Below are 14,040 nucleotides of genomic sequence, written 5' to 3'. Positions count from 1 at the left end.
CAAGCCCTGTTTCAATGTGGAATTTTCTACGGCTATTAAACCAAGAAACCCTGAGTGAAGTAACCTGCACATGTAAAAAGTCGTACTTGTCTCAGTTTTTGTTAAAAAATTGTGTAGGATATGGTGACTCGCTTTTAATACCCTGAGCAATTCCGGTTGCAGGAGAGTCATATGTCCCGCAACCCGACTTGCGGCAGGGAAACAGGGCAACGGAACATCTGCCCAGAGAATAACCAGACCGAGCTGTAAGTGAGAGCACAATGTCAAACAAACCCTTTCATTATCAGCATCCTTTTCCCCTCAAAAAGGATGATACCGAATACTATCTGCTGACCAGCGACCATGTTTCTGTTGCCGAATTTGAAGGACAGGAAATTCTCAAAGTCGCCCCGGAAGCGTTAACCCTCGTTGCACGTCAGGCTTTTCATGATGCGTCGTTTATGCTGCGTCCTGCACATCAGCAGCAGGTCGCCGATATTCTGCGCGACCCACAAGCCAGCGAAAACGACAAATATGTTGCCCTGCAATTCCTGCGTAACTCAGATATCGCGGCAAAAGGTATTTTGCCGACCTGTCAGGATACCGGGACCGCGATTATCGTGGGTAAAAAAGGGCAACGAGTCTGGACCGGCGGCGGTGACGAAGCGGCGCTGGCGCGGGGTGTCTATAACACCTATATCGAAGACAATCTGCGTTATTCGCAAAACGCCGCGCTGGATATGTATAAAGAAGTGAACACCGGTACTAACCTGCCTGCGCAGATAGACTTGTATACCGTGGACGGCGATGAGTACAAATTCCTGTGTATCGCCAAAGGTGGCGGCTCGGCGAACAAAACCTATCTGTACCAGGAAACTAAAGCGCTGTTAACGCCGGGTAAACTCAAAAATTATCTGGTTGAGAAGATGCGTACGCTGGGAACCGCAGCGTGTCCGCCGTATCACATCGCCTTTGTGATTGGCGGGACGTCAGCGGAAGCCACACTGAAGACCGTCAAACTGGCCTCTGCGAAATATTATGATGAGTTGCCGACGGAAGGTAACGAGCATGGGCAGGCCTTCCGGGATGTCGGGCTGGAAAAAGAGTTGCTGGCCGAAGCGCAGAATCTGGGATTAGGTGCGCAATTCGGTGGGAAATATTTTGCCCACGATATCCGCGTGATCCGCCTGCCGCGCCACGGCGCGTCGTGCCCGGTTGGAATGGGTGTCTCCTGTTCTGCCGATCGCAATATCAAAGCAAAGATCAACCGTGACGGTATCTGGATCGAGAAGCTGGAGCATAATCCGGGCAAATATATCCCGGAAGAGCTGCGTCAGGCGGGGGAAGGTGAAGCGGTACGCGTGGATCTCAATCGCCCGATGAAAGAGATTCTGGCTCAGTTGTCCCAATATCCTGTTTCCACGCGTCTGTCGCTGAACGGGACGATTATCGTTGGACGTGATATCGCGCATGCGAAACTGAAAGAACGGATGGATAACGGCGAAGGTTTGCCGCAGTATATTAAAGATCACCCGATCTATTATGCTGGCCCCGCCAAAACACCGGAAGGCTATGCCTCGGGTTCACTGGGTCCAACAACCGCCGGGCGTATGGATTCCTATGTCGATCAGCTTCAGTCCGAGGGCGGGAGTATGATTATGCTGGCAAAAGGAAACCGCAGCCAGCAGGTGACAGATGCCTGCCAGAAACACGGCGGTTTCTATTTAGGCAGCATTGGCGGTCCTGCTGCTGTGCTGGCGCAGGGCAGTATCAAGAGTCTGGAATGTGTGGAATACCCGGAACTGGGGATGGAAGCCATCTGGAAAATTGAAGTGGAAGATTTCCCGGCGTTCATCCTTGTGGATGACAAAGGCAATGATTTCTTCCAGCAGATTCAGACGTCGCAGTGCGCACGCTGCGTTAAGTAACGTCAGCCGCCCTTCGGGGCGGTTTTTTTTACCGCACGAACCACCAAACAACCGTGTAATCCTCGTTAATACTCATAAGACCAATGGCAAGTGGGCAATGTCGAAACATAACCTAATCAATAGATAATATAAGGAGCAGGTAATGGTAACGGTACGCCGCGAAAATGATTCAATGGGGGCGATTGATGTTCCGGCTGATAAACTCTGGGGCGCGCAAACCCAACGATCGCTGGAGCATTTTCGTATCTCAACGGAGAAAATGCCGGTCTCGCTGATCCATGCGCTGGCGCTGACGAAACGCGCCGCTGCGAAGGTGAATCAGGATTTGGGGTTATTGGCCGCAGATAAAGCGAACGCCATCATGCAGGCGGCAGATGAAGTATTAGCCGATAAGCATCGTGATGAGTTTCCGCTGGCTATCTGGCAAACCGGTTCCGGCACGCAAAGCAATATGAATATGAATGAGGTACTGGCAAACCGGGCCAGTGAATTGCTGGGCGGTGTGCGAGGCATGGAACGCAAAATTCACCCGAATGATGATGTGAATAAAAGCCAAAGCTCCAACGATGTGTTCCCTACGGCGATGCACGTTGCTGCGCTATTGGCTCTGCGTGAGCACCTTATTCCACAATTGAACGTGTTGACGGCGACGCTGCGCGAAAAATCGCATGCCTTCGCGGATATCGTAAAAATCGGTCGTACGCATCTGCAGGACGCGACACCGCTAACACTGGGTCAGGAAATTTCTGGCTGGGTTGCGATGTTAGAACATAACCTGAAACACATTGAACACAGCTTACCGCACGTCGCTGAACTGGCGCTCGGCGGCACGGCGGTGGGCACCGGACTTAACACGCACCCTGAATATGCGGTACGCGTGGCGGACGAGCTGGCGGCGTTGACCTCCGCGCCGTTTATTACCGCACCCAATAAGTTTGAAGCGTTAGGAACCTGCGATGCGCTGGTGCACGCCCACGGGGCGTTAAAAGGACTGGCGGCATCGCTAATGAAAATTGCCAACGATGTCCGCTGGTTGGCATCCGGCCCGCGCTGTGGTATTGGCGAAATAGCGATTCCTGAAAATGAGCCGGGCAGTTCAATCATGCCGGGTAAGGTCAATCCCACGCAGTGTGAAGCACTGACTATGCTGTGCTGCCAGGTCATGGGCAATGATGTTGCCGTGAATATGGGAGGGGCATCGGGGAATTTTGAGCTCAACGTATACCGACCGATGGTTATCCATAATTTCTTGCAATCCGTACGCCTGCTGGCTGACGGTATGGAAAGCTTTAACGAACATTGTGCGACCGGGATTGAACCGAATCGTGAGCGAATCGATCAACTGCTCAACGAGTCGCTCATGCTGGTGACCGCGCTCAATACCCATATCGGGTACGATAAAGCGGCCGAGATTGCCAAAAAAGCGCACAAAGAAGGGTTGACGCTGAAAGCATCCGCCCTCGCGCTGGGCTACCTTAGCGAAGCGGAGTTCGACAGCTGGGTACGCCCGGAATTGATGGTCGGTAGCATGCGACCGGGACGTTAATCCGCAACATACAGGTGCAGTCGCGGGATGATCAGCCTTAGCGGCTGCGCCTGAGGTTTATAACGGTGCTGGACGTTATCCGCCTGGTAATTCAGCAGCTCACCGATATCCGGTACCGTCATCCCATTGTCATTGTTAATCAACGCGATCAGCGGGGTCGGGCAGGCGTATTGCACCTGTTTTTGTTCTCCTTTGTACCAGACGCGGGCGATGGGTTGTACTTTTACCGGTCTTTTAATCTTTAATCTCGCCTGCTGCGGCAACGCGGCGATATCCTGATATTCGCGCTCCAGCCTGGCGTGCCACTCCTCACGCGTCCAGGGATGCACACTGCGTGGCGATGTCAGGCTCTTTTCCAACTGTGCCAGCACTTCATCACGTTTCAGGTTTTTAATGATGTGCTTGTTAGCCCAGCCAAATCGTAAGGTGGCGGGCTCGCGGACAACGGTTAATGTGCGGTAGGCGTTCAGCGTAATCAGTCCCGGCAAGTGCCGGTGCACCCATTCAAAACGCGCCGTCGGAACCAGTCCCGATTCCACGGTAACGATGCGCTCAAAGGTCGTTTTCAGTTGATTGATACGCAGTATTTGCTCTTCAAGTGTGGCCTGCGCGCGGTTATCCACCTGGTAGCACAATACCCCCGGGAGGCGTACAGCGGCTTTACTGCTACGATTCTCCGATTGCTGCTGGATAAACAAATGGCGGTAGTGGCGAAGCGCCAGCGTTTCGGCTTCTTTGCCCAGGTGCTGTCTCACATCAATGGTCTCAAGCGGATCGTGCTCTGCCTCTTTTGCCACTTCAGGCAGGGAGAATACGCGTGCAATCAGCAGCGGCTGCTGTTGCAACGTGTCGGTCAGATGCGCCAGTTCCTGTTCCATCTGGCGGAAAGTGCCGTTCAGACGTTCGACGAGATCGTAACGAGCCATATGTTTACCATTTTAGTTACAACATACTTTTTTATAGCATAACATTTCCCCCCTGACCACCGAGCGGTAGGGGTCAGGCAGCTGAAAATTCAGGAATGTTATGCCAGACGGGCCAGCTAAACGTGAACCTTGCGCCGCCCAATTCGCTCTCATCGCAAACAACGGTACCGCCCATTGCCAGCGCGATAGAGTGGACGATAGCAAGTCCAAGCCCACAGCCGCCCGTCGCACGGTCACGGCTTGGATCGAGGCGAACAAACGGCTCAAAAATCTGCTCACGGGCATCAGGTGCGATACCGGGACCATCATCTTCGACAATCAGTGTCGCCTGATTTCCCTGCAGTCGCAGGCTGACTTGCACCGTAGACTGACAGTAGCGCAGGGCGTTATTCAGCAAATTATCCAGTACGCGCTCCATCAGACGCATATCCAGTGCACCGTAATCACCCGTAGCAAGATGGCGCAGACGTACCGAACGATCAGGCGTCACGCTCTGGACATCCTCCAGATGCGTTGTCAGCCAGACGGGTAAATCTGGTACGCTGAGCTTCAGTTCATTCTGCGGGCGATCCAGCCTGGCGTAGGTGAGCAGTTCTTCAATCAGCGCTTCCAGTTGCCCAATATCGCGGTTCAGGGCCTGAGACTCTTGTTCAGTAAGGTTATCACTCATCTCCAGCCGGTAGCGTAGTCGTACCAGCGGTGTGCGAAGCTCATGGGCAATGCCATCTATCAGCTGTTTTTTGCTGGCGATTAGCGCATTGATATTGTCCGCCATCTGGTTAAACGCCACGCCCAAACGTTCAAAACTGGAGCCGCTGTCAAAATGTAGCCGTTCGCTTAAATGTCCCTCACCAAAACGCTGCGCGGCGGCTTCCAGTCTTAGCATCTCCTGCCAGTGCGGGCGCATCCAGATCAACACCGGGAAGGCCAGAGAAATAGCGATAAATGCCATCAGCGCGACGTCCAGTAAGCGCATTTGATGCAGAAAATAGAGATAGGGGACCGGACCGACGGCAAGCACGTAATGGCTGCGTGGAATACGCTGAATGAAGGTGTATTGATCGTCCAGTGCAACAATATCGCCCTCACGCAGGCGTTGCATGGTTGGGGTATCCAGATTGTATTTATTCAGCGGTTCAACGCGAAGGTCAAAGGACAGGTTTAAATCCATCTCTTTGAGCGTCTTCCCCCAGTCTCGAGGCGGGATCTCGCGCAATTCACTGCGCATCAGGTACAGCGAGCTTTTCATTAAATCATCAAGCGATTGTCTGCCTGCGCGCTCTGCGGTGAATTTGTACACCAGGCCGACCAGTAATGTCATGACCAGAAAGCAGACAAACAGTAATAAGTAAAACTGCACAAACAGTTTTTTCATGGAAAATCACCGGACGCTCAATAGGTTGAATAATGTACTTTTGACGTTGGTGGGTCTGTACGTGCCCACCGAAAGCGGGGGGCAGAAATGTGTTCTCACCCCCTCAAGCGCACTTATCCACGCAGAGTACACTGTATAAACCATTTCTGCATGTACTGGCCTGTTCGCCCGGTGAGAAATAGATGAATGATTTCACGGGGACGGCGCCGAGCAGTCGGGCGCCGTAGGGTTTACGAATCGCTAAATTGCGTATCAAACGACCGGCGACGGCATCAAGTCTCCGGTAAAGATAACGCTACGGTTACGTCCTTGGTTTTTTGCCGCATAAAGTGCGCGATCTGCTCTATCAGCCAGTTCTTCAGCTGCAATCTCGCAATCTACTGAGGAAACGATACCAAGACTGACCGTAATAGGGCGCGGAAAATCATCGTTCGTAGAGGCGGGTGTTGCTCTTTCAATGTGTTTTCGCATCCGCTCGGCAATATCCTGGGCATTTTCCACACTACAATCAGGAAGCATCACGGCAAACTCTTCACCACCAATTCTGGCAACCACATCGAGGTCGCGGACCTGGCTGAGCATTAATTCAGCAAGTTTGATGATCACTCTGTCACCTTGCAAATGTCCCCACGTATCATTCACCGATTTAAAGTGGTCAATGTCGCAAAAAATAATGCTAATGGGGTTACGTTGATGGCTTTTTTTAATTTCATTGCTGAGTGAGTTATAAAAATATCCCCGATTGTAAAGCCGGGTCATTGGATCGCGAACTGAGTTTTCATAGGAAAGTTCATAGGCCTGACGTGACGCCTTAAAACGATGAAATATATCTGACATTAAAACCGTCATTACCGCCATCGAGCCCAGGCATTCCACACCGCGCGCAACAAACCAGCCAAAGGAGTTCATGTAAGAGTATTTAAACAGCGTCATAAGAATCACCAGGTTGCTCAGTGCTACCAGCGACATACTCAACCAGAACTGGTTTTTAAGTTGGGTCAGACGGATGATGAAAAACACGATTCCTAACCAAAGGAGAAGGAAAGATGCTGTGAACAACCCATGTGCTGGATACAGCCACTCATATGTGGCGAGATTGATCATCTGTAAAGACGGTGATGTTGGGTGGGTTGAATAAAAAATGGCGACAGCCAGATGTAAAAAACACCACAGAAAAACAGAGCAGACAATGGCTTGATTGTATTTTTGTTGTTTCTTTTCGTTTTTATATAAGTAAAGAGCAACCAAAAATAAACCGGTGGTGAGAATGATTCTTAGCGAATGCAAGATAGCAATGTCATTAAAAATGATGCCTTGCGGAACTGAATGCGAAAAGTAAATGTACAGCGCGATTAACAGGAGTATACCTGAACTGTGAAACGCGCACGCCAGAGGTAACAGATGTTTATTTTTTCGGTAGCTTAAGTAGTTCATAATCATAAAGCAACCAATCTGAATATGCAGAGCGCCAGTAAACGTGGCAATGACCGGGTAGAGTGAAAGCGAGTAATGGTTAGGGTTCAGAGGGGAGAGCCACAGAAGCAGGAATGCACCAAGAGATAATAGTAAGAAAAACGTTATATTCTTTTTGTTATTTTTTTGCTGTGTTGTGATCATTAGAATGCTCATAAACAAATTTATAATATTATGATGATTTAGAATAATATATTTTTGATGACTTTTACTTTTTATGAATTGTAACAATCAAATAAATCAAAACAATTTTAATAAGTTAATAAGACATGATACTCATCATCCTTCCCTAAAGTATGTGTCTTTTTGGTCGATTGGGTTGTTAATCATAATCGTTCCCACAATGACAACTGCAACAATCACTGCAGTATCTCGTCATCTACATTCGTGTTGCCGGAGTGGGGCTAGCTTGCCCGGATTGCGTGAACCGCCTGCAATATGGAGTAATGTGTATAGCGCAAGTCTGAGGCGATATCTGACTTTGATCTAAGACACTGGGCAGATGATTTTTAAACGTTATTATTTATCGGCTACAGGTTTTACTTATCAATCAATGAACGGCGGTTAACGGGTGTCTTTTATTACAAAATTAATGGGGCGTAAACGATGAGTTCATTGTTGTCGTTGATTAAAAAGCGCCCAAATAGCATGCTGCTGGTGGCTTTTTTGACTGCAGTTAACATTTTGGCCTGGCTTTGGGCATTCACGGTATTTAGCAGTAACTCCTCGCTTTTGGCGCTCTGTCTCATTGCGTGGTGCTATGGTTTGCGTCATGCCGTGGATGCCGATCATATCGCTGCTATCGACAGTGCAACACGAAAACTGATGCAGCAAAAAAAACGTGCGCTGACGACGGGCGCATGGTTTTCACTCGGACATTCCACCATCGTGGTGCTGGCAAGTATTGGTATCGCCCTTACCACCAGCGCGTTTAAACAGCACATGGCATGGTTTCAGAATGTGGGTGGGATAATAGGTACTGCTGTTTCTGCGGCGTTCCTGCTTATTCTGGCCATCATTAACCTCATTATTTTCTGCCATGTCTGGAAAGCATTTCGCCATCTGAAACGCACTGGCAACTATGATCACAGCACAGAAGATGTCACCGTCTCTGGGCCTTTGAGCTGGCTTTTTCGTTCCGCCTTCAGGCTCGTAGGAAAAGACTGGCATATGTATTTTGTCGGCTTTTTGTTTGGCCTGGGTTTTGATACCGCGACGGAAATTTCGTTGTTGGGGATTTCAGCGTCAAGCGCTACCAGTGGAATGTCCATCTGGTCTATTTTGGTTTTCCCTGCGCTGTTTACCTGCGGTATGGCGTTGATAGATTGTCTCGACAGTATTCTGATGGTTGAGGCCTACGGTTGGGCGTTTAATAAGCCGCAGCGGAAGCTGTATTACAACATGACGATTACCGGAACCTCCGTGATTGTCGCCCTGTTTATCGGTGGGCTGGAGGCGTTGGGCCTGATGTCAGACACATTTTCACTGCAGGGCGGGCTCTGGGACACCGTCAGCCGGTTGAGTGATCATATGGGCAACGTGGGCTTTATTATCATTGGTGTATTCATCACCTGTTGGATCATCTCGGCGTTGAATTACCGCTGGAAAAAATATGATGGGCTGACATTCGGTTGACGAAAAAGATACGCGAGAAGAGCCTTCCAGAAAACAGGAAGGCTTTCATTGATGAAAAATTATCGCTTATTCAGCGTTAACACGCTGTGATGTCGTGGATGCCTTATGCAAAATACGATTGGCGAGTACCCCAGACATCATTGAACCGTTGACGTTTAAGGCGGTTCTGGCCATATCGACAATGGGTTCGATCGCAATGAAAATCCCCACCAGCGCAACCGGGAAATTAAGCGTTGAAAGGACGATCAATGCAGCAAAAGTGCCACCTCCACCAACGCCTGCTACACCAATTGAACCCAGCGCAATTGCCGGCAGCATGGCAAGCAGAAAGTGGACAGAAAACGGATCAATTCCCATTGTTGGCGCAATCATTGCCACCATGATGGCAGGATAGATCCCGGCGCATCCATTTTGACCCATGCTGGAACCAAATGAGGCGGCGATATTAGCAATTGTACTCTGTACGCCAAATTTCTCCTGCGCGGTAATTGCCAGCGGAATAGACGCTGCGCTACTGCGTGAAACAAACGCAAAGGTGAGGACCGGCCAGACGGTTTTAAAATAATGAACGGGATTGTTACCGCTCAGAAGGAGTATTAGCGCGTGAACAATAAACATCATCAGTATCGCGATGTAACAGGCGCCAATAAAACCTACCAGACTGGCAAATTGTTCCAGCCGATAAGCGGAAAATACACCGGCCATTAATGCCATTACGCCGTAGGGCGTGAGGGCAATAACAATTCGCACCATTTTCATCACCCAAATCTGGATGGCATTAATACCCGCGCTTAATTTTTCACCTTCCTCTGGTGCGTCTTGTTTGACTTTTAGTAATGCAACACCGGCGAGGAGCGTGAAAATCACAATACCAATAACGGAAACACTTCTTGCGCCGGTAAGGTCCTGGAAGATATTAGTGGGGATCAGCGAAGTGATCAGTTTAGGCAGTGAAACCGACGCGGTCTTACTGACATCATCTGCCGTCAGCGTTGATTGCATATGGCCAAAAGCACTGGCATCCAGCCCTAACACATGCGCTGTCAGTAATCCAATAAACCCTGCAATCATGACCAGGCAGAGCATACATCCGACGATGGTCAACGACATTTTCCCAATGCCGGCACTGTTTTCGAGCTTATTGATGGCAGAGAGTATAGAGATAAAGATCAGTGGAACCGCCACCAGTTTCAGCAAATTTACGTAGCCATTACCGATAATATTGTACCAGTCAATAACCGTTTTGCTGTGGTCGGAAGCGATAAGATGAAGGGATAAGCCGATAATGGCACCCAGAAAAATAGCAATGAAGACACTTTTAGAAAGGGAATGGCTTTTTTGGTTGTTCTTGAATATTGTCCATGAACAAATCAAAAAAAACGCGATATACGCGGGAGTAACGAACATATTGTAGCCTCTTGCCTCATTCAGCACCTGAAATGCCGGAAAGAGATTTGTTTTTAAAAATAAACCTATAAACCCTCAGGGGTCAGGACCGGAACGGATTATAGGGAGAGGGGGAACCCGCGGCCACACAAAAAGTGTGGTTCTGCCATATGCAAGGTTTGGGCGCTTATCCTGCATACAATTAAGTGACAACGTAACTTTTATGGGGTGTGTATCAACAAAAACAGATCGTTAAAGAGCAGAGAGTCACTTCACAGGCTGGTTGATTACACCAGCCGGAAGTGGCTATTTGTGTTGCTCGTCATCCCAGGCGTGCGGTGCGAACAGGTAACCTTTGTTACGTACCGTTTTGATTCGGTAGGGTTCGGTCGCATTATCGAGCAGTTTTTTACGCAATCGTGAAATCGCCACATCCACACTGCGATCCATACCGTCGTAGCTTACGCCGCGCAGGTTTTTCAGTAGCGCATCGCGATCCATAATCTGCCCGGCATGAGTGGCCAGTTCCCAGAGCAATTCAAAATCAGCGGTAGAGAGAGAGACTTGTTCACCCGCGAGCAGGACAGAACGGTTGGTTGGGTCGATAGTCAGAGTGCCAAAGCGCAGCGTGGTATGCGGCGTCACCGTAGCCGCCTGAATCCCTTTTGACTGGGTAGACTGTTCATTCTGACGCAAATGCAGACGCAGGCGGGCCAGCAGTACGGCGGGGGGCGTTGTTTTCAGTATGTAGTCGCAGGCACCCATTTCAAGCGCCAGAATATGGTTCATGTCGCTATCCAGCGAGGTGAGCAGAACAATCGGTCCTTGCCAGCGTCCACGTAAATCGCGGCAGATAGTCATACCATCTTTGCCCGGAAGCATAATATCTAACAGCACCAAATCCGGTTGAACCTGCAAGATCTTCTCTTCGGCCAGATCGCCTCGAGGTTCCACGACAACCTCAATATCATGCCGGGCCAGATAGGCAGCAATCAGCGAGCCTACTTCAGGATCATCTTCAACAAATACGATGGTGTTCATATCATTCATTTTGAATATAAAACGCCAACATACACCGCCCCCGTTTTTCCTGCCATTAATCTTTTATAAACGAGAACGCTTCCGTTATGCTAGAGGCTGATGTTGTTGATGTGTTAAGGCAAAGTGATGGGGCTTGTTATCAAAGCGGCGCTGGGTGCGCTGGTCGTGGTGTTGATAGGTGTACTGGCTAAAACAAAGAATTACTATATTGCGGGACTCATTCCGCTGTTCCCGACATTTGCGTTGATCGCGCACTATATTGTGGCCAGCGAACGCGGAATTGAGGCGTTACGAACCACCATTGTGTTCAGCATGTGGTCGATTATCCCGTATTTTGTCTACCTCGTTTCGCTCTGGTACTTCACCGGTTTTATGCGTTTACCCGTTGCGCTCGGCGGGTCGGTTGTGTGCTGGGGCCTGAGCGCATGGTTACTGATTTTCTGCTGGATAAAACTGCACTAGCGCAGGTGGCGGCCGCCATCAACGGCAAAACTACGCCCGGTGACAAAGCAACTGGTCAACAGATAGTCTATTAAATCAATGACTTCTTTTTCACCTGGGGCTGTCTTCATCAGTGACTTGTTTAGCGCCTGCTGACGATACTCGGCATCATCGCCCTCATTAAACAGAATCAGTGAGGGGGCGATGGCGTTAACTTTGACTTCCGGTGCCAGCTTGCGGGCGAATGAACGGGTCATGTTGTCCAGTGCAGCCTTGCTTGCGGCGTAAGCAATGTGTTTGTCGCTGCCGCGCTCCACGACGTAATCCGTGAAATGGATAATGTCGCTGCCCGCATGACCGTGACCGCGTAGTCTATCTTCCAGCGCGTGGTTGAGCAGGTAGGGGGCGTTGACGTGGATCTGCATCATACTGGACAGCACGTCAGACAGCGCAATGCCGGGTTTTTCCGCTATCCATGCGCTGGCATTGTGCACGATAGCGCGCAATCCATGGGTATGCGCTTTAACCTCATCGGCAAAGGCCAGTACACCTTCATCGGTTGAAAAATCAGCCTGAAGACATAACGCGCCCGCCTCTTGCAGGCCATCAATAGCAGGATAATGGGTGCGGTAACTTACGATAACAGGCTGTTTTTGATTAAGAAAATGCCATGCGATGGCGAGGCCGATTCGACGACCTCCGCCGGTGATAAGAATTGGTAAAACGGGTTTTTTACCCATCGTAATCTCCATATGTATCAAACGATGGGAATGACACTTAACCCATCAACATCCAGGTTGCCGGAACGGCGGCGACAAGCAGCAGACCGATCAACGCAATTTCCTGGCGTTTTAATACGTTATCGTGCGTGATTGTTTTACGGGCGTAAAGGAAAACCAGCAGCCCTGGTGCATACAGTACAACCGACAGCAACAGGTGCATCGGGCCTGACGCATACAATAACCATAAGCCATAAATACACGCACCGACACCGACAGCCTGATGAATTGGACGGGTGGCTATTTTCAGCAAGAAGGCACCGACCAGGAAATAGGGCACCAGAATCATCTCTGAAGCAATGGTCAGCAGCGTATTGTAATCAGAACCCGTGAGCCAAATCAGCACCAGGCACACCTGGACGCAGATGTTGGTCAGCCACAGAGAGGCTGATGGCGCGCCCTGTGCATTCTGACGCGCGAAAATACGCGGGAATGCTTTGTGCGTGGAGGCCAGGAATGGCACCTCTGCCGCCATGATTGTCCAGCTCAAATATGCGCCGCACACGGAAACAATCAGACCCGCGGCAATAATAATCTCACCCCATGGCCCCATCATTTTAACCATCAGGCCCGCCATCGATGGGTTACGGATCTCAGCCAGTTCAGGACGAGCGACAACGCCAAGAGAAAGCAGGGTCACCAGCAGATAAACACCCAACGCGGCGAGGACAGCCAGCAGCGTGGCACGACCTACATCGCGTTTGTTACGTGCGCGGGCTGAGACGACGACCGCACCTTCCACGCCGATGAACACCCACAGCGTGATAAGCATGGTGTTTTTAACCTGTTCCCAGACGGGGACGCCCAACTTCACTCCGGTGAAGTCCAGGCGAAAGGTGTCGAGCTTAAACAGCATAAACGCTAGCACAATGAACAGACCCAGCGGTAATAACTTCGCCAGCGTGGCAACCAGGTTAATACTGGCTGCTGTCTGTACGCCGCGCAGAACCAGAAAATGCACCACCCACAGTAGCACCGATGCGCCGACAATAGACTGCCAGGTGTTGCCGTCGCCGAAAAGTCGCAATTCAGGGGTGTCAGTAAAGAAACTGAGGGCGGAAAAAACGATAACCAGATAAGAGACGTTAGCGATAACAGCGCACAGCCAGTATCCCCACGCGGAGCAGAAACCGATCAGTTCACCAAAGCCTTCACGTGCGTAGGTAAAAATACCGCCATCCAGATCCGGGCGGATGCGCGTCAGAATAAGCATGGCAAACGCGAGCAAAAGTATTCCCGCGCCGGTAATCGCCCAACCAATCATCAGTGCGGCCGGGCTGGCGACGGCTGCCATATTTTGTGGCAGGCTGAAAACGCCCGCGCCAAGCATTGAGCTTAAAACCAGCGCGGTCAGTGCGCTCAGACCCAATTTCTTTTCCATTTGTATCCAGTGACAAAAACGAGTGTGGAAGAATAATTATTTTGGCAAACCGCATAAAAATGGTGAAAGCCACTAAGGCGCGGGATTTTACGGAGAGAAGGGAGCGCATGCAATGGGGATGAAGATATTTGTGACTGATAGTGTGAAAAG

The 14,040-nt window shown here is 50.2% G+C and carries 11 protein-coding genes; 4 read left to right on the top strand and 7 right to left on the bottom strand.

What is annotated here, in order from left to right; all coding sequences use genetic code 11:
- Positions 1-260: 260 nt before the first annotated feature.
- Positions 261-1,907: a class I fumarate hydratase gene (fumB, locus tag N7268_RS22070; RefSeq protein ID WP_260864489.1), complete on the top strand. Its 1,647-nt coding sequence runs from the start codon at positions 261-263 to the stop codon at positions 1,905-1,907.
- Between the two features lie 142 nt (positions 1,908-2,049).
- Positions 2,050-3,453, top strand: coding sequence for a class II fumarate hydratase (fumC, locus tag N7268_RS22065; RefSeq protein ID WP_260864488.1), 1,404 nt, complete (start codon positions 2,050-2,052; stop codon positions 3,451-3,453).
- Here fumC and tus read toward each other — a convergent pair.
- The 3 genes from tus to N7268_RS22050 all read right to left on the bottom strand — a co-directional run bounded on the left by tus (position 3,450) and on the right by N7268_RS22050 (position 7,371).
- Entirely contained in the window at positions 3,450-4,379 is a 930-nt protein-coding gene (gene tus, locus N7268_RS22060; protein ID WP_260864487.1) for a DNA replication terminus site-binding protein, read from the bottom strand. The genes fumC and tus overlap by 4 nt on opposite strands.
- Before the next feature lie 73 nt (positions 4,380-4,452).
- Positions 4,453-5,754 (bottom strand): two-component system sensor histidine kinase RstB, encoded by a 1,302-nt coding sequence (gene rstB, locus N7268_RS22055; RefSeq protein WP_260864486.1) that lies wholly within the window; start codon positions 5,752-5,754, stop codon positions 4,453-4,455.
- 252 nt (positions 5,755-6,006) lie between these two features.
- Positions 6,007-7,371, bottom strand: a complete 1,365-nt coding sequence (locus N7268_RS22050; protein ID WP_260864485.1) for a GGDEF domain-containing protein — start codon at positions 7,369-7,371, stop codon at positions 6,007-6,009.
- Between the two features lie 462 nt (positions 7,372-7,833).
- On the opposite strand from N7268_RS22050, the gene N7268_RS22045 reads away from it, so the two are divergent.
- The gene (locus N7268_RS22045; protein ID WP_260864484.1) at positions 7,834-8,862 is read left to right on the top strand and encodes a HoxN/HupN/NixA family nickel/cobalt transporter; all 1,029 of its coding nucleotides are present in this window, start codon (positions 7,834-7,836) and stop codon (positions 8,860-8,862) included.
- A 66-nt stretch (positions 8,863-8,928) separates the two neighbouring features.
- Here N7268_RS22045 and N7268_RS22040 read toward each other — a convergent pair whose 3' ends face one another.
- On the bottom strand, positions 8,929-10,269 hold the full coding sequence (locus N7268_RS22040) for a cation:dicarboxylate symporter family transporter (protein WP_260864483.1): 1,341 nt from the start codon (positions 10,267-10,269) through the stop codon (positions 8,929-8,931).
- Positions 10,270-10,554: 285 nt separating this feature from the next.
- The gene (rstA, locus tag N7268_RS22035) at positions 10,555-11,289 is read right to left on the bottom strand and encodes a two-component system response regulator RstA (protein WP_260864482.1); all 735 of its coding nucleotides are present in this window, start codon (positions 11,287-11,289) and stop codon (positions 10,555-10,557) included.
- Between the two features lie 126 nt (positions 11,290-11,415).
- Between rstA and N7268_RS22030 the strand changes: the two genes are divergently transcribed.
- Positions 11,416-11,751 (top strand): GlpM family protein, encoded by a 336-nt coding sequence (locus N7268_RS22030; protein ID WP_016153026.1) that lies wholly within the window; start codon positions 11,416-11,418, stop codon positions 11,749-11,751.
- Here N7268_RS22030 and folM read toward each other — a convergent pair.
- Both folM and N7268_RS22020 read right to left on the bottom strand, forming a co-directional pair.
- Complete coding sequence (gene folM, locus N7268_RS22025; protein WP_260864481.1) at positions 11,748-12,470, bottom strand: dihydromonapterin reductase; 723 nt, start codon at positions 12,468-12,470, stop codon at positions 11,748-11,750. The two genes, N7268_RS22030 and folM, sit on opposite strands and share 4 nt — an antisense overlap.
- 37 nt (positions 12,471-12,507) lie before the next feature.
- The gene (locus N7268_RS22020; protein ID WP_198904267.1) at positions 12,508-13,890 is read right to left on the bottom strand and encodes an amino acid permease; all 1,383 of its coding nucleotides are present in this window, start codon (positions 13,888-13,890) and stop codon (positions 12,508-12,510) included.
- Between the last annotated feature and the right edge of the window lie 150 nt (positions 13,891-14,040).

Source organism: Citrobacter sp. Marseille-Q6884, assembly GCF_945906775.1.
Lineage (GTDB): Bacteria > Pseudomonadota > Gammaproteobacteria > Enterobacterales > Enterobacteriaceae > Citrobacter.
This window is presented reverse-complemented; position numbering and strand designations above follow the sequence as displayed.